This is a genomic window from Streptomyces sp. NPDC006294 (genome assembly GCF_042870895.1).
GTDB lineage: Bacteria > Actinomycetota > Actinomycetes > Streptomycetales > Streptomycetaceae > Streptomyces.
Window position 1 is genome coordinate 249,047 of record NZ_JBIAHV010000013.1, and the last position, 22,952, is coordinate 271,998.

The window sequence follows — 22,952 nt, forward strand, 5'->3', positions numbered from 1 at the left end:
CGGGCGGCAGCGGTGACGGAGCGGCGGCTCGGGCGGCGGAGAAGCGGGTTTACAGGCTGACGCCGACCGTCACCGGCTCGTTGACCAGCGTCACGCCGAACGCGTCCCGCACCCCGGCCACGACCTCGCGGGCCAGGGCCAGCAGGTCCTCCGTGGTGGCCTGGCCCCGGTTGGTGAGCGCGAGCGTGTGCTTGGTCGAGATCCGGGCCGGCCCGGAGCCGTAACCCTTGGGGAAACCGGCCTTGTCGATCAGCCAGGCGGCCGAGGTCTTGGTGCGGCCGTCGCCCGCGGGGTAGGCGGGCGGGGCGACCGCGTCGCCGAGCCGGTCGCGTACGCGGGCGAGGAAGGTCTCGTACTCGGCCGCGGTGAGGACCGGGTTGGTGAAGAAGGACCCGGCCGACCAGGTGTCGTGGTCGGCGGCGTCCAGGACCATGCCCTTGCCCGCACGCAGCCGGAGCACGGTCTCGCGGGCGGTCGCGACCGGGACGCGCTCCCCCACCTCGATCCCGAGGACACGGGCGGTCTCCGCGTACTTCACGGGCGCGGACAGGCCACCCGCGTCCTCCAGCTCGAAGCGGACGCGGAGCACGACATAGCGGTCGGGGTCCTGCTTGAAGCGGCTGTGCCGGTAGGCGAAGCCGCAGTCGGCGTTCGGCAGGACGACCGTCTCGCCGCTGCGGCGGTCGTACGCGACGACCTCGGTGATCGTCGAGGCGACCTCCTGGCCGTAGGCGCCGACGTTCTGGATGGGGGTCGCGCCCGCGGAGCCGGGGACGCCGGCGAGGCACTCGACCCCGCCGAGGCCCGCTTCGACGGTCCGGGCGACGGCGTCGGTCCAGGTCTCCCCCGCCGCCAGCTCCAGGGCGGACCCGCGCAGCTCGACACCGCGGGTCGCGATGCGCAGCGCGGTGCCGTCGAAGCCCTTGTCGCCGATGACCAGGTTGCTGCCGCCGCCGATGATCAGCAGCGGCGTACCGGCCTCGTCCGCCTCGCGCACGGCGGCGATCACCTCGTCGTCGGTGGTGGCCACCACGAGACGGGTGGCGGGGCCGCCGAGCCGGAAGGTGGTCAGGGGGGCGAGGGGGGCGTCGTGAAGTTCCTGCACGGGGACAAGAGTACGGTCCGCGGCCCGACCGTCCGGGCGGGGCGGTCCTGGCGGTGCGCCCCTTGAGCGTTGCTCGCCGCGGAGGCGATGCCCTGCTCCCACGGGACGTCAGGGCGGGCGCGTCGGGTGCGGGGCCGAGAGCGCGGTAAGGGGCGCCCTCCATGGGCGGGCGCCCCTTACTCCTGCCGTTTCACCGGACGCCGTCCGAACGGCGCGCCCGTCAGACCAGCTGGACCACCGCGCGGGACATGCCGAGTACCTTCTGGCCGTCGCTGGTCACCACGAGGTCCACCCGGACCCGGTTGCCGTCCAGCTTCGCCGCCACCTTGGCACTCACCTCGATCAGTGCGCCCTTGTCGTCGTTCGGGACGACGACGGGCCTGGTGAAGCGCACCCCGTACTCGACGACCGCGCCCGGGTCGCCGACCCAGTCGGTCACGACACGGGCCGCCTCCGCCATGGTGAACATGCCGTGGGCGATGACGTCCGGCAGGCCGACCTCGGTGGCGAACTTCTCGTTCCAGTGGATCGGGTTGAAGTCACCGGAGGCGCCCGCGTACTGCACGAGCGTGGCCCGGGTCACGGGGAAGCTCTGCGCCGGCAGCTCGGTGCCGACCGCGACGTCCGCGTAAGCGATCTTCGCTGCCATCACGCCTCCTCGGCGGCACGGGCCACCAGCTTCGTCCACGCGGTCACGACGAGTTCGCCGGTCTCGTCGTGCACGTCGCCGCGGATGTCCAGGATGTCGTTGCCCGCGAGGGACTTGACCGCCTCGATGGTCGAGGTGACCGTCAGCCGGTCCCCCGCCCGTACCGGCCGCCGGTACGCGAACTTCTGGTCGCCGTGCACCACGCGGCTGTAGTCGAGTCCCAGCTGCGGGTCCCGGACGACCTGCGCGGCGGCGCTGAAGGTGATCGTGAAGGCGAAGGTCAAGGGAGCGATCACATCGGAGTGACCGAGCGTCCGGGCCGCCTCGGGGTCGGTGTAGACGGGATTCGCGTCACCCACCGCCTCGGCGAACTCACGGATCTTTTCCCGGCCCACCTCGTACGGCGCGGTGGGCGGATAGGTCCGCCCCACGAACGACTGGTCGAGCGCCATGGACTGGCTCCCTCCTGAATGTTGATCACCATGTCTGAATGTGCCGGCAGGCGTCGCGATCGACGGCCCGCCACAAACGACACGAGGCCGCCCCCAAAGGGGACGGCCTCGTGTACGAGCCTGTTTCAGCGAGTTTCGCGGTGCGCGGTGTGCGAGTTGCAGCGCGGGCAGTGCTTCTTCATCTCAAGACGGTCCGGGTTGTTACGCCGGTTCTTCTTGGTGATGTAGTTCCGCTCCTTGCACTCCACGCAGGCCAGCGTGATCTTCGGGCGGACGTCGGTGGCAGCCACGTGAGTGCTCCTTGGACGGACGATGGACGGATGGTGCACCTCCATGCCGTAAAGGCCATGGGGACGCATAAAAGAGTAGCCGACCGGAGGACCGACCCCACAATCGGCTACTGTGTGTAGCGGTGACCGGACTTGAACCGGTGACACAGCGATTATGAGCCGCTTGCTCTACCGACTGAGCTACACCGCTGCGATGTCGGTTCCCCTCGCCCGAAGGCGAGGAACACCTACATCAGAGCCCCAATACGGAATCGAACCGTAGACCTTCTCCTTACCATGGAGACGCTCTGCCGACTGAGCTATTGGGGCGAGCGATGAAGACATTACACGGTCTGCCGCCGTTCGCCCAAATCCGTTTCGGTGCGCCCTGCGGGGCCCTTCCGGCCGGTGCTCACCATGGCGCTCCGCGGCGTGCCGTCCGCCGTCGGCCCCGCCGACCTCGCACGTCACACGCCCCTCACCGGCCCCGCGCCGGCGGCACCGGCCCAACTCGTAGGCCACCTGCGACCGCACCGGTACGACTATTGCGCTCCTCCTCGAAGCGCACCCCGAGCGCCCCTACGCTCGTCCCACGCTGTGTGACCCCCTCCGGCTCCCACGCCACGGCTCCACACCGCCCGGCAGTGTGCGAAACGCCACCCGGGCAGTACGCGGACGCCGCCCGAGTCCGACCGCCCCACGCAGGAGCGCGATGCCCGACAGCCAGCCGCAGCCCCCCGACGGGGCCACCGCGGACTCCACCGCGCTGCTGCTCTGCGGTGCGAGGCTCACGGACGGCCGGACGGTCGACGTACGGCTCAGCGGCGGCCGTATCGAGGCGGTCGGCACCGCGGGCTCCCTCCCGCCGCACTCCTCCCGGGTGGACCTGACGGGCTTCCTGCTGCTGCCCGCCCCCGCGGAGCCGCATCTCCACGGCGACACGGCGCTCAGCGCCGAGAACCCGGGCCCCGTCTCCTACGACACGCGGGACGTCCAGCGGCGCGCCACCGAGGCCGCGCTGCTGCAACTGGGCCACGGGGCGACGGCGCTGCGCTCGCACGTGCGGATCGGCGACGTACAAGGCCTCGGGCCGCTGGAGGCGGTGCTGCAGGCCCGCCGCTCGCTGCTCGGACTGGCCGACCTGACGGCTGTCGCCGTGCCCCGGCTGCTGACGGGCGTCGCCGGCGCGGACGGTCTGGCCGTCCTCAGGGACGCGCTGAAGATGGGCGCCGGCGTGGTGGGCGGCTGCCCCGACGCGGACCCCGACCCCACCGGCTACGTGGAGACGGTCCTCGAGATCGCCGCCGAGTACGGATGCCCCGTCGACCTCCACACCCATGGGGACGACCCGGCGCGGCTGGCGCGGCTCGCCGCCATGGCGGGCGGACTGCGGCCCGGCGTGACCGTCGGGCCGTGCGCCGGTCTGGCCCGGCTGCCCAGGGACATCGCCTCCCGGACCGCGGACCGGCTCGCGGCGGCGGGCGTCGCCGTCGTCTCACTGCCCCAGGGCGGCTGCGCCGGCGTGGAGCAGCGCGGCAACGCGCCGGTGCGGCTGCTGCGGGCGGCGGGCGTCCGGGTCGCGGCGGGCAGCGGGGCGCTGCGGGACGTGAGCAACCCGGTGGGGCGCGGGGACCCGCTGGAGGCCGCGTACCTGCTGTCGTCCCAGGCCGGAATGCGGCCTGCGGACGCGTACGGCTGCGTGGCCGGCACCGCCCGCGCGGTGATGGGGCTGCCGGCGGTGCGGGTCGAGGCCGGCTTCCCGGCGGAGCTGCTCGCGGTGCGGGGGACGGGGATCTCGGGCGTGCTGTCGCTCGCGTACAGCCGGATCGTCATCCACCGGGGGCGGGTGGTGGCCCGGACGAGCGCGGTGCGCGAGTACTGCGACTCGGCCGCGGCGGTGGCGTTCGAACTGCCGCGCCAGGGACGGCCGGACGCGAGCCCGTGACGCCGCGTCGCCCCGCGGGCGAGGCCGCTGGACGACTACTGGCCGACTGCCGCACGGCTGTCTGAGCGGGAAGCGGGCTTCGGACGTACGGTCGTAGACATGCGCATTGTCATCGCTGGTGGACATGGTCAGATCGCCCTCCGTCTCGAACGGCTGCTCTCCGCGGCCGGCCACGAGGTCGCCGGCATCATCCGCAATCGCGACCAGGGCGACGACCTGCGCGCGGCCGGAGCCGAACCGGTGCCCCTCGATCTGGAAACCGCCTCCACGGAAGAGGTCGCCGCCGTGCTGCAGGGCGCGGACGCCGCGGTGTTCGCCGCCGGAGCCGGCCCGGGCAGCGGCACGGAACGCAAGGACACCGTCGACCGCGGCGCGGCGGTGCTCTTCGCCGACGCGGCCGAACGGGCGCGCGTACGGCGCTACATCGTCATCTCGTCGATGGGCGCGGACGCCGCACACGAGGGCGACGACGTCTTCGACGTGTACCTGCGGGCCAAGGGCGCCGCCGACGACTACGTACGCGGCAAGAGCAGCCTCGACTGGACCGTTCTGCGACCCGGGCAGCTCACGAACGACGCGGGCAAGGGCCTGGTGCGCCTTGCGGCGTCGACGGGACGCGGACCGGTGCCGCGGGACGATGTGGCGGCGGTGCTCGCGGAGATGATCGAGACACCGGCCACGGCGGGGCTGACGCTGGAGCTGATCAGCGGTTCGACACCGGTCGCGGTGGCGGTGAAGGACGTCGCGGGCAACTGAAGCCGCCGGTCACGGCGTCGCTCGGCGCGCTCGACGCGCCGTCTCGATGCCGCAAGGCTAATGCCCTTCTGCCGCACGGTCGTTGAGGTCGCTGAGGTCTCTGAGGTCTCTGAGGTCGCCGAGCTTCCCGGGGTCGAGAGGTTCGTGAGGTCATCAGGACATGAGCAATCACACACAGCAGGCCCTGCCGGTGGTCGGGGAGCGCGAGGAGCGGCTCTACGCGTACATCCGCGGCTCGGTACGGATGGACGCCTTCGCCCTGATCGCCGACCGGCTGCCCGAGCTCGTCAAGTGGCTGGCGGGCAAGGGCGCGGAGCTCGCGGGAGCACCGTTCTTCCGCTACAACACCCTCGACCTGGACGGCGAGTCGGTGATCGAGGCCGCCGTGCCCGTGATGGTGGCGCCGGAGCCGGAAGGCGACATCGGCGTGGCCGTCCTGCCCCCGGGCCGCTACGCGACCCTCATCCACTCCGGCCACCCCGCCCAGCTCCGCGACGCCGTCACCGCGCTGCGTGAGTGGGCGGCGCGGGAGGGGCGGGAGTGGGACATGACCGTCGTCGCCGGCGTGGAGCACTGGGGGTGCCGGACCGAGTCGTATCTGACCGACCCGCGGATGGAGCCGGACATGTCGAAATGGCGGATCGAGCTCGCCTTCCGCCTGGCCGACTGACGGCGGCGCGACGCCGAAGGGCGGGCGGGCTTCCCACGCCCGGGCATACGACGATGGCCCCTGGCCTGCGTTTCCGCAGATCAGGGGCCATCTCTTCGCGTGGCGGCGCCAGGATTCGAACCTGGGTAGGCTAAGCCGACGGATTTACAGTCCGCTCCCATTGGCCACTCGGGCACACCGCCATGGGATGTCGCCGGTGGACGGGCCGCTGTGGGCCGTGCTCCGTGGCAACGACGTAAACGATACCTGATGTGCAGGGGTGCTTCGCCACCGGATTGATCAGCGCCCGGGGCGGGCGGGGGTGGCTAGGCTTGGCCGAGCGGTACGGGGTGTCCCGGCCGCGCCTCCACGCACCCGATACAAGGAGCCACAGGACATGGCCGACTCCAGTTTCGACATCGTCTCGAAGGTCGAGCGGCAGGAGGTCGACAACGCCCTCAACCAGGCCGCGAAGGAGATCTCCCAGCGCTACGACTTCAAGAACGTCGGTGCCTCGATCTCCTGGTCCGGCGAGAAGATCCTGATGCAGGCGAACTCCGAGGACCGCGTCAACGCAATCCTGGACGTCTTCCAGAGCAAGCTGGTGAAGCGCGGCATCTCGCTGAAGGCGCTGGACACCGGCGAGCCGCAGCTCTCCGGCAAGGAGTACAAGATCTTCGCCTCGATCGAGGAGGGCATCTCGCAGGAGAACGCCAAGAAGGTGGCGAAGATCATCCGTGACGAGGGCCCGAAGGGCGTCAAGGCGCAGGTCCAGGGCGACGAGCTGCGCGTCAGCTCGAAGAGCCGCGACGATCTGCAGGCCGTGCAGGCGCTGCTCAAGGGGCAGGACTTCGACTTCGCTCTGCAGTTCGTGAACTACCGCTGACGTCTGCGGGCGCGCCGGGGGCTACCGGGGGCGGAGCGGCTGGTCCGCTCCGCCCCCGTCCCGTGCGCCGTTCCCCGGCCAGGCGGGGCCGGGCTCGACTCCGGCGGCGACGTCCGAATTCCGCCAGCCTCGGCGGGGCCGAAGCCGCAGACTCGGAGGAGCGGGGCGGACGGAAGGCCCCGGCCCCGACCATCGTGAGGAGCACGTGAGCCATGACGACCGTGTACGAGACCGTCGACAGCCCGCTCGGTGAGCTGCTGCTGGTCGGCCGGGCATCGGCGACGGCCACGGGCGGCACCGCGCTGGCCTCCCTCTCGCTGCCCGGGCAGAAGGGCGGGGCCGTCGTCCAGGACGGCTGGCGCCGCGACCGCGACGCCTTCGCGGAGATCGGACGCCAGCTCGCGGCGTACTTCGCCGGACGGCTGACCCGTTTCGACATCGAGTACGCCGACGCCGGCACTCCGTTCCAGCGCGGCGTCTGGCGGGCGGTCGAGGGCGTGCCCTACGGGCGGACGACCACCTATCGGGAGATCGCCGATGCCGTCGGCACCTCCGCGGTGGGCGTGCGGGCCGTGGGGACGGCGATCGGGCGCAATCCGCTGCTCGTCGTGCGGCCCTGCCACCGGGTGATCGGCGCGGACGGCGCGCTGCGGGGGTACGCGGGCGGCCTGGAGTCCAAGGCCCGGCTCCTCGGACTGGAGGGGGCGCTGGTGCCGTGAGGGGGGCCGCCTCATGAGTGGAGCGCTGTTCCCCCGGGAGCGGGCCGTCGTCGCCCCCGGCGCGGTGCATGTGCCCGGCTGGCTGCCGGCGGAGCGCCGGCGGGAGCTGGTGGACGCCTGCCGGGAATGGGCGCGCGGGCCGGTGCCGATCCGGCACACGGTGCTGCCCGGCGGCGGTGTGATGTCGGTGCGGACGGTGTGCGTGGGCTGGCACTGGCAGCCGTACAGATACTCCCGTACGGCGGACGACGTGAACGGCGCGCCCGTCGCCGCGTTCCCCGAGTGGCTGGCGGAGCTGGGACGCGAGGCGTTGGTCGAGGCGTACGGAGAGCATCAGGGCTATGCCCCCGACACCGCGCTGATCAACTTCTATGACGGCGCGGCCCGGATGGGGATGCACCAGGACAAGGAGGAGCGGTCCGCGGCGCCGGTCGTCTCGTTGAGCATCGGCGACTCATGTGTGTTCCGCTTCGGGAACACCGAGACGAGGGGCCGCCCGTACACGGATGTGGAACTGGCGTCCGGTGACCTGTTCGTCTTCGGCGGCGCTTCCCGCTTCGCGTATCACGGCGTGACGAAGGTGCTTCCCGGTACGGGTGACCCGGCGGCCGGGATGGGCGGCGGACGGCTGAACATCACGCTGCGGGAGACCGGGCTGACGGGCTGACGCGGACTGCGCCTGTCCGGCCGGACACCCGGCCCGGCCCGGCCTCGCCTGCTCCGCCCCGCTCGGTCAGCGTGAGCGGGAGTGGCCGAACAGGATCCGGTAGGCGATCAGCAGGACGAGCGCGCCGCCGATGGCCGCCAGCCAAGTCGGCCCGTCGTAGAACTGGTTGGCGATCTCGCGGTCCAGAAAGCGGGACGATATCCAGCCGCCGATGAACGCCCCGGCGACGCCGATCAGAGTGGTGCCGACCAGACCGCCCGGGTCGCGCCCCGGCAGCAGGATCTTGGCTATGGCCCCGGCCAGCAGTCCGAGAACGATCCAGCCGATGATGGTCATGCCGTGAACCTGCCTTCCGTACGGTGATGTTGGTTGGTGATGTTGACGAGGACGCTACACGGCACGGCCGTGGTTGCGACGATCAGTAGGGTGCGGCTCATGACACGGGAGTTGCGACGGTCGCTCGGGGTCCTCGACGCGGTGGTGATCGGTCTGGGGTCGATGGTCGGGGCGGGGATCTTCGCCGCCCTGGGTCCGGCCGCGCTGGCGGCCGGCTCCGGCCTGCTGCTCGGGCTGGCCCTGGCCGCGGTGGTGGCCTACTGCAACGCCATGTCGTCGGCACGCCTCGCCGCCGTGTACCCCGCGTCGGGCGGCACCTATGTGTACGGGCGGGAGCGGCTCGGCGAGTTCTGGGGGTGCCTGGCCGGGTGGGCGTTCATCGTGGGGAAGACGGCTTCGTGCGCGGCGATGGCTCTGACGGTCGGTGCGTATGCCTGGCCGGGGCAGGCGCATGCGGTGGCGGTCGCCGCGGTGGTCGCGCTGACTGCCGTGAACTACGGGGGCGTTCAGAAGTCGGCGTGGCTGACGCGGCTGATCGTCGCGGCGGTGCTGGCGGTGCTCGCCGCTGTGGTGGTGGCGCTGCTCGGCAGCGGTTCCGCGGAGTTCGGGCGACTGCAACCCGCCGCCGACGCGTCGCTGGGCGGGGTGCTTCAATCTGCGGGGCTGCTGTTCTTCGCCTTCGCCGGGTACGCGCGGATCGCGACGCTGGGCGAGGAGGTGCGCGATCCGGCCCGTACGATCCCCCGGGCCGTTCCGCTGGCGCTGGGCATCGCCCTGGTCGTCTATGCGTGTGTCGCTGTCGCGGTCCTTTCCGTACTGGGCGCCGGGGGCCTGGGGCAGGCGACGGCTCCGCTCGCCGATGCCGTGCGGGCCGCCGGAGCCTCCTGGCTGGCGCCGGTGGTTCGTGTCGGCGCCGCCGTAGCGGCGCTGGGGTCTCTGCTCGCGCTGATTCTCGGTGTGTCGAGGACGACTCTCGCGATGGCGCGGGACGGCCATCTGCCGGGAGCACTGGCCGCGGTCCATCCGCGGTTCCAGGTGCCGCACCGCGCGGAGGTCGCTGTGGGGGCCGTCGTCGCGGTGGTGGCGGCGACCGTGGACCTGCGCGGGGCGATCGGCTTCTCGTCGTTCGGAGTGCTCGTGTACTACACCATCGCCAACGCTTCCGCCTGGACGCTGAGTTCCGGGCCGCGGGGCGATACACCCGTTCGAGTGGCGTGGATCGTCAGGCTGACGGCCGGGTTCGGGATCGCGGGTTGCCTGACCCTGGCGTTCTCGCTGCCGCTGTCGTCCGTCCTCGTCGGTGCGGGCGTGCTGGCGCTGGGCGCGGCGGTGTACGTGACGCAGATCCGCCGCCGCGACCGCTGACCTGCGTCAGCGTGGCCACCGATCCGGCTCGGCGGCCACGGCGCTGAGGAACGGGCCCCTCGCCGGGCGGGACGTAGGAACCCTGCGCCCCGCTCGGCGAGGGGCGTTCGTCAGCGGGCGGTGAACGGCTGGTCCGTGCGGACGATCTCCCTGCCCAGGGGCATCAGCGACACCGGGATCAGCTTGAAGTTGGCGATGCCGAAGGGGATGCCGATGATCGTGACGCAGAGAACGAGGCCCGTGGCGATGTGGCTGAGCGCGAGCCACCAGCCGGCGAGGACCACCCACAGAACGTTGCCCACCAGCGAGGGCGCACCGGAGTCACGGCGCTCCACCGTCGTGTAGCCGAACGGCCAGAGGGCGTAGACGCCGATCCTGAACGACGCCAGGCCGAACGGGATGCCGATGACGGTGATGCAGAGGATCACTCCCGCCAGCACGTATCCGAGGAACAGCCAGAAGCCGCTCAGGAACAGCCAAATGACGTTCAGAATTGTCTTCACGGACGAGGACCTGCCATCTGTTCGAGTCGGGCGATTCGTTCCGCCATCGGCGGGTGGGTGGAGAACATTCTGGAGAGCCCGCGGCCGGGACCGAAGGGGTTGGCGATCATCATGTGGCTCGCCGTCTCGAGCCGCGGCTCCGGGGGCAACGGGAGCTGCTTCGTACCGGCGTCGAGCTTGCGGAGAGCGCTCGCCAGCGCCAGTGGGTCGCCGGTGAGCTGGGAGCCCGACGCGTCCGCCTCGTACTCCCGGGACCGGCTGACGGCGAGTCGGATGACGGAGGCCGCCAACGGACCGAGCAGCATGATCAGCAGCATACCGACGAGGCCGGGCCCGTCGTCGTCGTCCGAGCGGCCGATGGGGACCAGCCAGGCGAAGTTCACCATGAACATCACCACGGAGGCGAGGGCGCCGGCGACCGAGGAGATGAGGATGTCCCGGTTGTAGACGTGGCTCAGCTCGTGGCCGATGACGCCCCGCAGCTCGCGCTCGTCGAGGATGCGCAGGATGCCCTCGGTGCAGCAGACCGCCGCGTTGCGCGGATTACGGCCGGTCGCGAACGCGTTGGGCGCCTGGGTGGGCGAGATGTAGAGACGCGGCATGGGCTGGCGGGCGGCCGTGGAGAGTTCGCGGACCATGCGGTAGAGCGCCGGGGCCTCGAACTCGCTGACCGGGCGGGCGCGCATGGCGCGGAGGGCAAGCTTGTCACTGTTCCAGTAGGCGTACGCGTTGGTTCCCAGCGCCACCGCGAGCGCGACGAGCAGCCCCGTCCGGCCGAAGAGGCTGCCGATGACGAGGATGAGTGCGGACAGTCCCCCAAGGAGTACGGCGGTCTTCAGCCCGTTGTGCCGGCGGTGCACGGTACGCCCTCCAGGTGGTGCGGCAGGGGACCCTTCGCATGGGGGTGCTCCACTCTTCAGTGGACCCTTCTGTACTGGTCAACGCCAGGCGAAGGACACTGGTTCCCCTGCACGCTCCGGCCCCGCCGCGGCCGTTGGGGTGAGACCTCGGGCCGGCCCGACCCGTCTCTGGTCCCGGCCGCTCAGAACAGGCTGTTCGCGGCGAAACGCAGGACCAGCTGGGGGTAGCCGGACAGGACGACGCCCGCGACGGCGGCGAGGGCCACGGCGGCGGTCACCGGCGTGGGGACACTCCTGCGGGCGGGCCCGCCCGCTTCCGCCGGGGCGGGCTCGCCTGCCGCCGCCGCGTGCGGGGCGCGGAAGAGGACCGCCGTCCACTTCAGGTAGTAGTAGAGGGCGATCACGACGTTGACGCCCATCACGACGGCCAGCCACCCGAGGCCCGCGTCCACGGCGGCGGAGAACACCATCACCTTGGCGAAGAGCCCGATGATGCCCGGGGGCAGTCCCGCGAGGCAGAGCAGGAAGAAGCCCATGGCCAGGGCGGTGAGAGGGCGGGTGGCGTACAGACCGCGGTAGTCGGAGATCCGGTTCATCGGCCGGGTACGGGCCACCACGGCGGCCACGGCGAACGCGCCCAGGTTCACGACGGCGTACATCAGGGCGTACGCGACGGTGGCGCCGATCTGGTCGTCGCTGGAGTACGCGGCGGCCGCGATCGGCACCAGCAGATATCCGGCCTGGCCCACGGAGGACCAGGCCAGCAGGCGTACGGCGCTGTACGCGCGGTCCGCGGACTGACGCAGCGCGGCGACGTTGCCGGCGGTCATGGTGAGGGCGGCGAGGACCGCGAGCGCGGGGCCCCAGATGTCGGCGTATCCGGGGAAGGCGATGACGGTGACCAGGATGAGACCGGTGAAGCCGACGGCCTTGCCGACGACGGAGAGATAGCCCGCGATCGGCAGCGGCGCGCCCACATACGTGTCGGGCACCCAGAAGTGGAAGGGAACCGCCGCCGTCTTGAAGGCGAAGCCGACGAGGGTCAGCGCGACGCCCGCCTTGGCGAGCGTGTCCAGCTGGCCTGGCACGTCCTCGAGGCCGGCGGCGACCTGCGTGAGGTGGAGGGTGCCCGTCGTGGCGTACACGAAGCTGACGCCCAGGAGTGTCACGGCCGTCGCGGTGACGGAGGAGAGGAAGAACTTGAGGGCGGCTTCACTGGAGAGCCGGTCACCGCGCCTGAGGCCCACCAGCGCGAAGGCCGGCAGGGAAGCGACTTCGAGGGCGACGACGAGGGTGGCGAGGTCGCGGGAGGCGGGCAGCAGCGCCGCACCGGACGCCGACGCCAGCAGCAGGAACCAGAATTCGCCCGCCGGAAGCTTCTCCCGGGTGTCCGTGAGGGACAGCAGCGCGGTCAGCAGCGCCCCGCCGAGCACCAGGAACTGGATCACCAGGGTGAAGTGGTCGGCGGTGTAGCTGCAGACCTCCGCGTCGCCGGTCAGACAGAACGTCGAGCGGTCGCCCTTGCGCAGCGGTACGAGTGCGACGATCGAGGCGACGAGTCCGGTGATCGCGACCGCCCCGAGCAGGGGCTTGCGCCGGTCGTCGACGAAGAGGTCGGCGACGAGGCAGGTCACGGCGACGACCGCGACGATCGTGGGCGGCGCGATCGCCGCCCAGTCGACGGACTGGACGAGGCTGGTGACGCTCTCGGCTGCCACGGTCACGACTTGCCTCCTGCGAGGAGCTTCTGCACGGCCGGATCGGTGAGGCCGAGGAGGACCGCGGGCCACAGTCCGGCGATGACGGTGAGCGCCACGAGCGGGGTCCACGCGGCGAACTCGTACGCACGGATGTCGGCGAACGGCTCCGGCCGCTGTTCGTCCGCGCCCGCCGGCGGCCGGGCGCCCATGCACACGCGGCGTACGACGACGAGGAGATACGCGGCCGTGAGGAGGGTGCCGAAGGCGCCGATCGCCATGAAAGTGAGGAAGGCCGGCCGGCTGAGCCCGTCGGCCGGGTCGAACGCTCCGAACAGGGTGAGCATCTCGCCCCAGAATCCGGCGAGTCCCGGCAGCCCGAGCGAGGCGACCGCCGCGAAGGCGAGCAGCCCGCCGAGGCGCGGGGCGCGGCCGTACAGAGCGGCTCCGGTCGCACCGGCGAGAGTGTCGAGATCCGCGGTGCCGTAGCGGTCCTTGACCGCTCCGACGAGGAAGAACAGCAGGCCGGTGATGAGGCCGTGGGCGATGTTGGCGAAGAGGGCGCCGTTCACTCCGGTCGGGGTCATCGTCGCGATGCCGAGCAGTACGAAGCCCATGTGGCCGACGGACGAGTACGCGATCAGGCGCTTCAGGTCACCACCGGCGCCGCGGCGGGCGAGGGCCAGGCAGGCGAGGGAGCCGTAGATGATGCCGACGACGGCGAAGGCGGCGAGGTAGGGCGCGAAGGTCCGCATGCCGTCGGGCGCGATCGGCAGGACGATACGGACGAATCCGTACGTACCCATCTTCAGCAGCACGCCGGCGAGGAGAACCGAGCCGACGGTCGGCGCGGCGGTGTGGGCGTCGGGCAGCCAGGTGTGCAGAGGCCACATCGGCGTCTTCACCGCAAGGCCGAGACCGATTGCCAGAACGGCGATGACCTGCACGGATGCGGTCAGTCCCCGGCCGTTGTCAGTGGCGAGTGCCACCATGTCGAAGGTGCCGGCCTTCAGCCCGATGAGCAGGAGGCCGAGCAGCATGACCACGGAACCGAGCAGTGTGTAGAGGATGAACTTCCAGGCGGCGGGCTGCCTCGCCTCGCCGCCCCAGCGGACGATGAGGAAGTACATCGGGATGAGCACCATCTCGAAGGCCAGGAAGAACAGCAGCAGATCGAGTACGGCGAAGGTGGCCAGCGTGCCGGACTCGAGGACGAGCAGCAGGGCCACGAAGCCCTTCGCGGACGGGCCCGTGGGCATTTTGAAGTAGCTGTAGAGCGCGCAGAGGAAGGTCAGCAGCGCCGTAAGGACGAGAAGGGGGAGCGAGATGCCGTCGATGCCGAGGTGGATCCGCACGTCGAGTGCCGGGATCCAGCTGATGTCCGTCGTGGCCTGCATCGCCGACGGCCGGTCGTGGTCGAAGCCGAGCGCGAGGACCACCACGGCCAGCAGGACCGCGCCGGTCACGGTCACGCCGTGGCGCAGGACCGCCTGGTCGGGGCTGCTGCCGCGCAGCCCGGGCGGGGCGGGCAGCAGGGCTGCGGCGGCCCCGACGAGCGGGCCGGCGACGATGAACGCGAGAAGGAACTGCATCACGGACGCGCTGATATCGATCACGGCTCACGTTCCGGCGTTGACGTTGGAAAGGACGACGGCGGCGATCGCCAGGACGACCGATCCGGCGAGGAGCACGCTCAGATAGGTCTGGACGTTGCCCGTCTGGGCACGCCGGACGGCCGTGCCGAGCCAGCGCGTGCCGGTGCCGGAGCCGCGTACGTAGGCGTCGACGACCTCGCGGTCCAGGAAGCGGACCAGTTGGGCGGCTGCCCGGACGGGGCGGACGAACAGGGCCGTGTAGAGGGCGTCGACGTGGAAGCCCGCGGCCGCGTGCCGGTGGAGCGGGCCGAGCAGCAGCCGGGCGGGATCGGCCGGGTCGGGGGCGGCCGCGATGTCGCCGTAGGCGGGGACGTGGGTGGCGATGGCCTCCGCTTCGGAGACGGCTGGTTCGGCTTCCGGGTGGGCGGCGACGGCACCGATCGGGGGGCGGGCGGCGACCGCGGTGGAGTGCCGCCACGCCGCGTAGGTGACGAGTCCGCCGACGAGGGCGACGCCGGTGCCGAGGACGGCCGTGGTCACGGTCGGGGTGAGTGCGTGGCCGTCGAACCAGCGGGGCAGCCGGCCGGCGGTCAGCCCGAAGGCGAGGGAGGGGACGGCGAGGACCCACAGCACGGTCGTCATGGAGAGCGGCTGGCGGCCGTGGTCGGGGGCGGTGGTGCCCCGGCCGCGGAAGGCCAGCAGCCACAGCCGGATCGCGTAGGCCGCGGTCAGCAGGGCGGTCAGCAGGGCGGCGACGAGCACGAGCCAGCCGGCTGCCGTGGGGGCGGTGGCCGAGTCGCCGAGCGCGGTGTGCTCGGCGGCCACGAGGACGGCTTCCTTGGAGAAGAAGCCGGCGAAGGGAGGGATCGCGGCCAGCGCGAGCAGAGCGACGGTCATCGTCCAGTACGCGTCGGGGACGCGCCTGGCAAGGCCGCTCATACGGGACATGGCGGCGAGCGAGTTGGTGCCGGCGGCGTGGATGATCACGCCGGCGGCAAGGAAGAGCAGCGCCTTGAACGCGCCGTGGGACAGGAGGTGGAAGACGGCGGCGCCGCGGTCCCCGACCGCCAGGGCGCCGGACATGTAGCCGAGCTGGCCGATGGTCGAGTAGGCGAGGACCCGTTTGATGTCGTCCTGGGCGAGGGCGGCGAGCGCCGAGCCCACCATCGTCACGGCCGCCATCACGGCGAGCACGGTCATGGCGGCCGCGGAGGCCGCGAAGAGAGGCAGGAGCCGGGCCACGAAGTAGATGCCGGCCGCGACCATGGTCGCGGCGTGGATCAGCGCGGAGACGGGAGTGGGGCCCGCCATCGCGTCGGGCAGCCAGGTGTGCAGCGGGAACTGGGCCGACTTGCCCGCCACACCGGCGAGGAGCAGCAGCGCGATGAGGGTGGGGTGCTCGATGGAGTCGGCTGCGACGGCTCCGAGGATCCCGGTGATCCGGAAGGTGCCCGCGTCGGCCGCGAGCGCGAACAGACCGATCAGGAAGGGGACATCGCCGAGCTTGGTGACCAGGAATGCCTTGAGGGAGGCGGCGCGCGCCTCGGGCGTCTCCCAGTAGTGGCCGACGAGGAAGTACGAGCAGATGCCCATGATCTCCCAGCCGACCAGCAGCACCATCAGGTCGCCGGAGTAGACGACGAGCAGCATGGCGGAGGTGAACAGCGAGACCAGCGCGGCGTACGAGGGGTAGCGCGGGTCGTCGCGCAGATAGCCCGTCGAGTAGATCTGCACACAGGAGGCGACGACCCCGACCAGGATCGCCGCGAGGACCGCGAAGCCGTCGAGATGGAGTGCGAGGTCGATCGGGACCGAGCCGGTCGGCGTGAGCTGCGTGGCGGCGTCGATCGCCTTGCCGCCGCCCTGGCGTACGGCGACGAGGACGGCGAGCGCGGCCGCCGCCAGCGTCGGCAGCACGGCGAGCGGACGGATGAAGCCGGGTGCGGTGCGGCCCAGCAGCAGGCCGGCCACGGCGCCCAGGAACGGAAGGAGGGGGACGAGGACGGCGAGGGTCGTGGTGGTCACGTGGTGGCCTCGGCCTTCTCCTCGTGGTCTGCGGATGTGTCGTGGCCGGGGCCGTCGGGCCCGTGCGCCGTTTCCGCGGTGTCGCGGAGGCGGTCGACGTCCGAGCTGCCGCGGTTGCGGTACACCATGAGCACGATCGCCAGACCGATGCCGATCTCCGCGGCGGCGACGGCGATGACGAAGAGGGTGAGCGCCTGGCCGGCGTGCAGGGAGTCGCGGAGCCAGACGTCGAAGGCGACCAGGTTGAGGTTGACGGCGTTGAGCATCAGCTCGACGGACATCAGGACGAGGATCGCGTTGCGGCGGGCCAGCACCCCGTACAGCCCGACGCTGAAGAGGAGCGCGGCGAGCACGGCGGGATAGGCGAGGTGCATCAGCGGTTCCCCTCTCGGGCCGGCCGGTCGGCCGACCGGCCTCGGACCGGCTCCTCCTTGTCCCTGCGGGACAGCACGATCGCGCCGATGAGGGCGGCGAGCAGCAGCACGGACAGCGCCTCGAACGGCAGCACCCAGTACCGGAAGAGGATCTCGCCGGACACCTTGGTGGAGCCCTGGGCCGGCCCGTCCAGGTCGATCCAGGTCGCGCGGAAGGCGTCCACGACGACCCACACCAGGGAGGCCGCGGCCGCCAGCGCCACCGCGAGGGCGACCCACCGGTTGCCCGAATCGGCCTCCGGGGAGCGGCCGATGGGCGCCTTGGTGAGCATCAGACCGAAGAGAAGGAGGACGACCACGGAACCGACGTAGATGAGGACCTGCACCCACGCGATGAACTCGGCGGTGAGCAGGAGGTACTCGACGGCGAGGCCGCCGAGCGCCACGACCAGCCAGAGGGCGGCATGCACCAGCTGCCTGGTCGTGACCGTGATCACGGCCGCGCCGAGGGTCGCGATGCCCACGAGCAGGAAGGCGATCTCGACTCCGGACGGGGAGAGGAAGCCGTGCGTCGCGGCTGCGGCGAGCGTCATCCCTGACCTCCCTGGCGCGATGCCGGACCGCCTTCGGCCGCGGGGCCGCCTTCGTCCACCGGACCACCTTCGGACGCGGGGCCGCCTTCGGACGACGGGGTGCTGCCGGACGCGGGGCCGCCTTCGTCCACCGGACCGCCTTCGGACGCGGGGGCGCCTTCGGACGACGGGGTGCTGCCGGGAGCCGGGCGGCCGCCACCGGCCGCGGTGCTCCCGCCGGCCGGCGGAGGGGTGCTCTCCGGCTGCGGGGCGCTCTCCGCCGCCTCGGCTGCCGCGAGCTTGTCCGCCGTCTTGCGGGCCGCGCCCAGCTCCTTCGGCTCCTCCGCGCCCGGATCCAGCGCGGGCGGCGCCGGCACCGTCCACATCCAGTCGCGGAGCTTGTCCCGCTCGTGGGTGAGGTCGCGGATGTCCGTCTCCGCGTACTCGAACTCGGGTGACCAGAAGAGCGCGTCGAAAGGACACACCTCGATGCAGATACCGCAGTACATGCAGAGGGAGAAGTCGATGGCGAACCGGTCGAGGACGTTGCGGCTGCGCTCGCGGCCGCCGGGCGCCGCGGGCGGCACGGTCTCCTTGTGGGAGTCGATGTAGATGCACCAGTCGGGACACTCGCGGGCGCAGAGCATGCAGACCGTGCAGTTCTCCTCGAACAGCCCGATGACCCCGCGCGAGCGGGGCGGGAGTTGGGGCTGGACGTCGGGGTACTGGGCGGTGACGGTCTTCTTCGTCATCGTGCGCAGGGTGACGGCCAGGCCCTTGGCGAGACCGGATCCTGGGATCGGGGACACGGCTAGATCACCACCTTGACGATGCCGGTGAGGGCGATCTGGGCGAGGGCGAGCGGGATGAGGACGGTCCAGGCGAGCTTCTGCAGCTGGTCCTCGCGCATCCGGGGGTAGGTCACGCGCAGCCAGATGATGAGGAACGCGAGCACCGCGGTCTTGAGCAGGGTCCAGACCCAGCCGAGGCCGTCCTCGCCGAACGGGCCGTGCCAGCCGCCGAGGAACAGGACGGTGGTCAGTCCGCACAGCACGACGATGCCCGCGTACTCGGCGAGGAGGAAGAGCGCGAAGCGCAGCCCGGTGTACTCGGTGTACGCGCCGAAGATGATCTCGGAGTCGGCGACGGGCATGTCGAACGGCGGGCGCTGCAGCTCGGCGAGTCCCGCGACGAAGAAGACGATCGCGCCCACGATCTGCCAGGGCAGCCACCACCACTCGAAGGCGTTCAGGATGCCGGGCAGCGAGACCGTCCCGGCCGCCATGGCGACGGAGGCGGCGGTCAGCAGCATCGGCAGCTCGTACGCGAGCAGCTGGGCGGCGGTACGCAGACCGCCCAGCAGGGAGAACTTGTTGGCCGACGCCCAGCCCGCCATGAGCGAGCCGAGCACGCCGACGCCCATCACGGCGAGCACGAAGAAGATGCCGGCGTCGATGACCTGACCGACGGCGCCTTCGCTCGGGCCGATCGGGATCACCACGAGGACGAGGAGGTAGGGAAGCAGCGCGACGGCGGGAGCGAGCTGGAAGACGCGGCGGTCGGCCTCGGCCGGGACCACGTCCTCCTTCTGCGCGAACTTCACGCCGTCCGCGACGAGCTGGGCCCAGCCGTGGAAACCGCCGGCGTACATGGGGCCGAGGCGGCCCTGCATATGGGCCATCACCTTGTGCTCGGTCTGCCCGATGACGAGCGGGAGGACGAGGAACACGGCGAAGACCACGATGAGCCGGAGGGCGACGTCCAGTGCGTCGTTCACGCGGGCTCGCCTCCGGCGGGTCGGTTCGGCTCGTCATCGGGTCCGTCGTCGGACCCGGACGCGGGCCGGGTGGTTTCTGGTCGTGAAGCGCCGCCCTCGGGCGCGGGGACGTCGGAGGCGGGGGCGTCGTCCGGGCCGGGGGCGTCGTCCGGGCCGGGGGCGTCGGCAGCGGGGGCGTCGTCCCGTCCCGGAGCGTCCGGCGCCGGCCCCGGCGCCTCGGGGCCGGGCTCGGTCCGGCCGGCCTCACCGGTGGAGGCGGCCGCAGGATCGGCAGGCGCCTCGGCGCCGGTCTCGCCGAAGGCCGGGCGGGCGTGGTGCCACGGTGCGTCCGCGCTGCGCGGGGGTGCCTGCGTCCCCGCCGCGTCCGTCGCACCGGACGGCGCAGGCGGGGAGGTCGGCGGGGAGGTCGGCGCCACCGGCCCGGACGGCGCGGCGGCCTCCGCCTGGGACGCCGAGCCCTCGCTCGCGCCGCGTGCGCGGCGCGGGGTCGCCGGGGACTGACTCGCCGAGCCTTCGGAGACGCTGCGCGCACGGCGGGCCGGCCGTTCGCCGGCGCCTGCGGCGCCCGCACCCGCGCCCGCCGCGGCGGCTCGCCCGCGGGCGGGCCGGGCCGGGGCGGGCGGGAGCTGGCCCTTGAGCGGGCCCCACTCGTTCGGGTCCGGGACGCCCGGCGGCAGCATCTGGCGGCGCTTGGGCCCGCCGTGCTCGGACTCGCCCGGCTCCTTCGCGCCCGGCCACGCCTTGGCGACCCGGGCGGCGAGCACGAAGTCCTTGCGCAGCGGATGGCCCTCGAAGGTCTCCGGCAGCAGCAGCGGCACCTGGTTCGGATGGCCGGTGAAGTCGACGCCGAACATCTCGTGCGTCTCGCGTTCGTGCCAGCTCGCGCCCGCGTAGACGTCCACCGCGGACGGCAGCGACGGCGCGGCGTGCGGAACGGTCGTACGGATCAGCAGCCGCCGCACCGCACGGCCCTCCAGCGATACGACGTGCGCGCAGACGCGGAAGCCGGTGCCGGGCTCGTCGACGGCGCTGAGCCAGTCGAAGTAGGTGCAGCCCAGCTTGTCGCGGGCGATCTCCAGCGCCGCGATCCAGGAGCCGGCGGGGACGTCGACCGTGAGGAGTTCGTACGTCCGCTCGGCCGTCGCCTCCTCGCCGAAGATCTCGGTGACGGCGTCGGGAAGGCTGTCGTAAGGGTGCGCGTTCACCGCTCCCCCTCGGTGCCGGGCGAGGCGGGCGGCGGTGTGACCAGACCGCTCCGCAGCGCCGCGGTGGGCGTCGTACGCGCGCCGCGGGTGTCGCCGCCGGGCCCGTAGCGCTCGCCGAGCGACTCGTGCGCGATCTTCTCCTGGAGCTTGAGGATGCCCTGGAGCAGCGCCTCGGGCCGGGGCGGGCAGCCGGGGACGTAGACGTCGACGGGGATGACCTGGTCGACGCCCTTGGTCACCGAGTACGAGTCCCAGTACGGGCCACCGCAGTTGGAGCACGCGCCGAAGGAGATGACGTACTTGGGCTCGGGCATCTGCTCGTACAGCCGCTTCACCGCGGGAGCCATCTTGTCCGTCACCGTGCCGGACACGATCATCAGATCCGCCTGGCGCGGGCCCGGCGCGAAGGGGATCACGCCGAGCCGGATGAAGTCGTGCCGGGCCATCGACGCGGCGATGAACTCGATGGCGCAGCAGGCGAGTCCGAAGTTGAAGACCCAGAGGCTGTAGCGGCGGCCCCAGTTGAGGACCACCTTCATCGGCTCCGGGGCCAGGCGCGCCAGCGCGCCCAGTCGCCGCGGCTCCGGCAGCGGCACCGGGTCGGATGCCGGCACCGCGTCCGATGCCGGGTTCGGGTGTGGATTCGGGGTCACGCCCATGTCAAGACCCCCTTCTTCCATGCGTAGAGCAGTCCCACGGCCAGGAAGCCGAGGAAGATGAACATCTCCACGAGAGTCGTCGCGCCGTAGCCGTCGGCGGCGAACACCGTCGCCCACGGGAAGAGGAAGATCGAGTCGACCGCGAAGATCACATAAAGGAAGGCGTACACGTAGTAGCGGACCTGGGTGTGCGCCCAGCCCTCGCCCACCGGGTCGACTCCGCACTCGTACGTGAGCAGCTTCTCCGGCGTCGGTGCGACCGGTCGCAGCAGTCGGCCGGCGGTGAACGCGACGGCGACGAACAGCACGCCGAGCACCGCGAGCAGCCCGATGACGGAGTAGCCGCGGAAGTATTCCGTCGCGAGCACGATCACGGTCGGTTCCGGCACGTCCGTCCCCTCGCTCCCTGACCAGTCGCACGATCTGTACGCACGGGAGTCTAGGCCCTGCTAAAGAGAGCGTAAGCAGTCGGTCACGCATCGGGCGGCCCGGGTGGGGTTATCCCCACTCCGCCCCACCCATGTACCCCATGGTGTACGGCGTTCCGGCCCGGCAGGCTGGCCCCCATGACCGCGAGCATCACCACCCCCGACGACGACCGGCCGCCGCCTGCGCGCTTCGCCTTCGACCGCCACACGTGGAAGGAGATCGCGCATCTGCTCGGCAACCTGCCGGCCGCACTGTTCGGGTTCGTCTACGTGACGGTCACGATCACGACCTCCGCCGGACTGACCCTCTCGGTGGTCGGGCTTCCCCTGCTCGCCCTCGCGCTCATGGGCGCCCGCCTGCTCGGGCGGCTGGAGCGGGCCCGGGCGCGCGCGCTGCTCGGTGTACGGGTCGACGAGCCGAGCCCGCTGCCCGGCCCGGGCCACGGGGACGGCCTGATCGTGTCGGTGTGGTCCCGTCTGAAGGACCCGGTGGCCTGGCGCACGGTGCTGTACTCGGTCATCCGGCTGCCCTGGGGTGTCGTCACCTTCACCGTCATGACGGTGGGCCTGTTCGTGCTCTGGCCGGTGCTCCCCTTCATCGCACGCGGGCTGTCCAACGCGGACCGCGCCATGGTGCGCGGGCTGCTGTCGCCGTCCGACGAACTGGAACGCCGCATCGCCGAGTTGGAGTCGGACCGCGGCGTCGTCGTCGACACGGCCGCGGCGGACCTGCGCCGTATCGAACGCGATCTCCACGACGGCGCCCAGGCCCGGCTGGTCGCGCTGGCGATGGGGCTCGGTCTCGCGAAGGAGAAGCTCCTCGAGGACCCGGACGCGGCGGCCGCGATGGTGGACGAGGCGCACGGCGAGGTGAAGCTCGCCCTTCAGGAGCTGCGCGACCTGGCACGGGGCATCCACCCCGCCGTGCTGACCGACCGCGGCCTCGACGCGGCGCTCTCCTCCGTCTCCTCCCGCTGTACGGCTCCGGTCACCGTCACGGTCGACCTGGACGAGCGGCCGGCGGCCGCGATCGAGGGCATCGCGTACTTCACCGTCTCCGAGCTGCTCCAGAACGTCAGCAAGCACGCCCGCGCCACCCGCGCCTCCGTCGAGGTGTGGCGCTCGCAGGACCGGCTGATGCTGCAGGTCACCGACGACGGCCAGGGCGGCGCCGACACGACGGCCGGCAGCGGCCTGGCCGGCCTCGCCGAACGGCTGAACGCCGTGGACGGCCTCTTCACCCTGGACTCGCCGCCCGGCGGGCCGACGACGGTCACGGCCGAGCTCCCGTGGCGCGCGCGTGAGGCCGCTCAGGGGGCCCACGGGCCCGGTGAAGCGTGCAGGACACCCGGCGTCTGACGCCCCCCCCGTTATGTTTTTCGCGGTCCTGCAACGGGACCGCTGGCCTCCGGGCCCGGCATGACTGTGTCCCCCTGTCGAAGGCATGACCTGGGGGGTG

General features: G+C 71.9%; 25 protein-coding genes and 3 tRNA genes. 8 read left to right on the forward strand and 20 right to left on the reverse strand.

What is annotated here, in order from left to right; translation table 11 throughout:
* Nucleotides 1-49: 49 nt before the first annotated feature.
* The 6 genes from ACFYOP_RS24210 to ACFYOP_RS24235 all read right to left on the reverse strand — a co-directional run bounded on the left by ACFYOP_RS24210 (nt 50) and on the right by ACFYOP_RS24235 (nt 2,805).
* The gene (locus ACFYOP_RS24210; RefSeq protein ID WP_388452720.1) at nt 50-1,207 is read right to left on the reverse strand and encodes a UDP-N-acetylmuramate dehydrogenase; all 1,158 of its coding nucleotides are present in this window, start codon (nt 1,205-1,207) and stop codon (nt 50-52) included.
* 118 nt (nt 1,208-1,325) lie between these two features.
* Nucleotides 1,326-1,754 (reverse strand): MaoC family dehydratase, encoded by a 429-nt coding sequence (locus ACFYOP_RS24215; RefSeq protein WP_356898617.1) that lies wholly within the window; start codon nt 1,752-1,754, stop codon nt 1,326-1,328.
* Nucleotides 1,754-2,206: a MaoC family dehydratase N-terminal domain-containing protein gene (locus ACFYOP_RS24220; RefSeq protein WP_356898618.1), complete on the reverse strand. Its 453-nt coding sequence runs from the start codon at nt 2,204-2,206 to the stop codon at nt 1,754-1,756. The genes ACFYOP_RS24215 and ACFYOP_RS24220 overlap by 1 nt, the downstream gene beginning before the upstream one ends.
* Before the next feature lie 125 nt (nt 2,207-2,331).
* Nucleotides 2,332-2,496, reverse strand: a complete 165-nt coding sequence (gene rpmG, locus ACFYOP_RS24225; RefSeq protein ID WP_003956487.1) for a 50S ribosomal protein L33 — start codon at nt 2,494-2,496, stop codon at nt 2,332-2,334.
* 117 nt (nt 2,497-2,613) lie between these two features.
* Nucleotides 2,614-2,686: transfer RNA gene (locus ACFYOP_RS24230), tRNA-Met, on the reverse strand.
* A gap of 46 nt (nt 2,687-2,732) precedes the next feature.
* Nucleotides 2,733-2,805 (reverse strand) — tRNA-Thr (locus tag ACFYOP_RS24235).
* 382 nt (nt 2,806-3,187) lie between these two features.
* Between ACFYOP_RS24235 and ACFYOP_RS24240 the strand changes: the two genes are divergently transcribed.
* The 3 genes from ACFYOP_RS24240 (at nt 3,188) to ACFYOP_RS24250 (ending at nt 5,846) form a co-directional block, all read left to right on the forward strand.
* A complete protein-coding gene (locus tag ACFYOP_RS24240; RefSeq protein WP_356898619.1) occupies nt 3,188-4,420 on the forward strand; it encodes an amidohydrolase family protein in 1,233 nt (410 codons plus the stop codon).
* A 99-nt stretch (nt 4,421-4,519) separates the two neighbouring features.
* Nucleotides 4,520-5,176 (forward strand): SDR family oxidoreductase, encoded by a 657-nt coding sequence (locus ACFYOP_RS24245; RefSeq protein ID WP_356898620.1) that lies wholly within the window; start codon nt 4,520-4,522, stop codon nt 5,174-5,176.
* A gap of 160 nt (nt 5,177-5,336) precedes the next feature.
* The gene (locus ACFYOP_RS24250; RefSeq protein WP_356898621.1) at nt 5,337-5,846 is read left to right on the forward strand and encodes a GyrI-like domain-containing protein; all 510 of its coding nucleotides are present in this window, start codon (nt 5,337-5,339) and stop codon (nt 5,844-5,846) included.
* A gap of 100 nt (nt 5,847-5,946) precedes the next feature.
* On the opposite strand, the gene ACFYOP_RS24255 is transcribed toward ACFYOP_RS24250, so the two are convergent.
* A tRNA-Tyr gene (locus ACFYOP_RS24255) sits at nt 5,947-6,028 on the reverse strand.
* A gap of 194 nt (nt 6,029-6,222) precedes the next feature.
* Between ACFYOP_RS24255 and ACFYOP_RS24260 the strand changes: the two genes are divergently transcribed.
* From ACFYOP_RS24260 to ACFYOP_RS24270, 3 genes are all read left to right on the forward strand, one after another.
* Nucleotides 6,223-6,711 (forward strand): YajQ family cyclic di-GMP-binding protein, encoded by a 489-nt coding sequence (locus ACFYOP_RS24260; protein ID WP_356898622.1) that lies wholly within the window; start codon nt 6,223-6,225, stop codon nt 6,709-6,711.
* Between the two features lie 212 nt (nt 6,712-6,923).
* Nucleotides 6,924-7,430 carry a methylated-DNA--[protein]-cysteine S-methyltransferase gene (locus ACFYOP_RS24265; RefSeq protein ID WP_356898623.1) on the forward strand — a complete coding sequence of 169 codons (507 nt, stop codon included), beginning with the start codon at nt 6,924-6,926 and terminating at the stop codon, nt 7,428-7,430.
* Between the two features lie 13 nt (nt 7,431-7,443).
* Entirely contained in the window at nt 7,444-8,097 is a 654-nt protein-coding gene (locus tag ACFYOP_RS24270; RefSeq protein WP_356898624.1) for an alpha-ketoglutarate-dependent dioxygenase AlkB, read from the forward strand.
* A gap of 66 nt (nt 8,098-8,163) precedes the next feature.
* Here the strand turns inward: ACFYOP_RS24270 and ACFYOP_RS24275 are convergent, their stop codons facing one another.
* Nucleotides 8,164-8,433 (reverse strand): GlsB/YeaQ/YmgE family stress response membrane protein, encoded by a 270-nt coding sequence (locus ACFYOP_RS24275; RefSeq protein WP_356898625.1) that lies wholly within the window; start codon nt 8,431-8,433, stop codon nt 8,164-8,166.
* A gap of 99 nt (nt 8,434-8,532) precedes the next feature.
* On the opposite strand from ACFYOP_RS24275, the gene ACFYOP_RS24280 reads away from it, so the two are divergent.
* Nucleotides 8,533-9,798, forward strand: coding sequence for an amino acid permease (locus ACFYOP_RS24280; protein WP_356898626.1), 1,266 nt, complete (start codon nt 8,533-8,535; stop codon nt 9,796-9,798).
* Nucleotides 9,799-9,908: 110 nt separating this feature from the next.
* Here the strand turns inward: ACFYOP_RS24280 and ACFYOP_RS24285 are convergent, their stop codons facing one another.
* The 12 genes from ACFYOP_RS24285 to ACFYOP_RS24340 all read right to left on the reverse strand — a co-directional run bounded on the left by ACFYOP_RS24285 (nt 9,909) and on the right by ACFYOP_RS24340 (nt 21,454).
* Nucleotides 9,909-10,301 carry a YccF domain-containing protein gene (locus ACFYOP_RS24285; RefSeq protein WP_356898627.1) on the reverse strand — a complete coding sequence of 131 codons (393 nt, stop codon included), beginning with the start codon at nt 10,299-10,301 and terminating at the stop codon, nt 9,909-9,911.
* The gene (gene htpX / locus ACFYOP_RS24290) at nt 10,298-11,161 is read right to left on the reverse strand and encodes a zinc metalloprotease HtpX (protein ID WP_356898628.1); all 864 of its coding nucleotides are present in this window, start codon (nt 11,159-11,161) and stop codon (nt 10,298-10,300) included. The genes ACFYOP_RS24285 and htpX overlap by 4 nt, the downstream gene beginning before the upstream one ends.
* Nucleotides 11,162-11,343: 182 nt before the next feature.
* Nucleotides 11,344-12,885 carry an NADH-quinone oxidoreductase subunit N gene (locus ACFYOP_RS24295; RefSeq protein ID WP_356898629.1) on the reverse strand — a complete coding sequence of 514 codons (1,542 nt, stop codon included), beginning with the start codon at nt 12,883-12,885 and terminating at the stop codon, nt 11,344-11,346.
* A complete protein-coding gene (locus ACFYOP_RS24300; RefSeq protein WP_356898630.1) occupies nt 12,882-14,474 on the reverse strand; it encodes an NADH-quinone oxidoreductase subunit M in 1,593 nt (530 codons plus the stop codon). Before ACFYOP_RS24300 ends, ACFYOP_RS24295 begins: the two co-directional genes overlap by 4 nt.
* A 3-nt stretch (nt 14,475-14,477) precedes the next feature.
* The gene (locus tag ACFYOP_RS24305) at nt 14,478-16,478 is read right to left on the reverse strand and encodes an NADH-quinone oxidoreductase subunit L (RefSeq protein WP_356898631.1); all 2,001 of its coding nucleotides are present in this window, start codon (nt 16,476-16,478) and stop codon (nt 14,478-14,480) included.
* The gene (gene nuoK / locus ACFYOP_RS24310; protein ID WP_356898632.1) at nt 16,475-16,852 is read right to left on the reverse strand and encodes an NADH-quinone oxidoreductase subunit NuoK; all 378 of its coding nucleotides are present in this window, start codon (nt 16,850-16,852) and stop codon (nt 16,475-16,477) included. Before nuoK ends, ACFYOP_RS24305 begins: the two co-directional genes overlap by 4 nt.
* The gene (locus ACFYOP_RS24315) at nt 16,852-17,445 is read right to left on the reverse strand and encodes an NADH-quinone oxidoreductase subunit J (RefSeq protein WP_356898633.1); all 594 of its coding nucleotides are present in this window, start codon (nt 17,443-17,445) and stop codon (nt 16,852-16,854) included. The genes nuoK and ACFYOP_RS24315 overlap by 1 nt, the downstream gene beginning before the upstream one ends.
* The gene (locus tag ACFYOP_RS24320; protein ID WP_356898634.1) at nt 17,442-18,233 is read right to left on the reverse strand and encodes a 4Fe-4S binding protein; all 792 of its coding nucleotides are present in this window, start codon (nt 18,231-18,233) and stop codon (nt 17,442-17,444) included. The genes ACFYOP_RS24315 and ACFYOP_RS24320 overlap by 4 nt, the downstream gene beginning before the upstream one ends.
* A gap of 2 nt (nt 18,234-18,235) precedes the next feature.
* Nucleotides 18,236-19,201, reverse strand: coding sequence for a complex I subunit 1 family protein (locus tag ACFYOP_RS24325; RefSeq protein WP_356898635.1), 966 nt, complete (start codon nt 19,199-19,201; stop codon nt 18,236-18,238).
* On the reverse strand, nt 19,198-20,406 hold the full coding sequence (locus ACFYOP_RS24330; protein WP_356898636.1) for an NADH-quinone oxidoreductase subunit C: 1,209 nt from the start codon (nt 20,404-20,406) through the stop codon (nt 19,198-19,200). The genes ACFYOP_RS24325 and ACFYOP_RS24330 overlap by 4 nt, the downstream gene beginning before the upstream one ends.
* Complete coding sequence (locus ACFYOP_RS24335) at nt 20,403-21,065, reverse strand: NADH-quinone oxidoreductase subunit B family protein (RefSeq protein WP_356898637.1); 663 nt, start codon at nt 21,063-21,065, stop codon at nt 20,403-20,405. The genes ACFYOP_RS24330 and ACFYOP_RS24335 overlap by 4 nt, the downstream gene beginning before the upstream one ends.
* Complete coding sequence (locus ACFYOP_RS24340) at nt 21,056-21,454, reverse strand: NADH-quinone oxidoreductase subunit A (RefSeq protein WP_356898638.1); 399 nt, start codon at nt 21,452-21,454, stop codon at nt 21,056-21,058. Before ACFYOP_RS24340 ends, ACFYOP_RS24335 begins: the two co-directional genes overlap by 10 nt.
* Before the next feature lie 177 nt (nt 21,455-21,631).
* Here ACFYOP_RS24340 and ACFYOP_RS24345 point away from each other — a divergent pair, with 177 nt between their 5' ends.
* Nucleotides 21,632-22,852: a sensor domain-containing protein gene (locus ACFYOP_RS24345; protein WP_356898639.1), complete on the forward strand. Its 1,221-nt coding sequence runs from the start codon at nt 21,632-21,634 to the stop codon at nt 22,850-22,852.
* Nucleotides 22,853-22,952 lie beyond the last annotated feature (100 nt).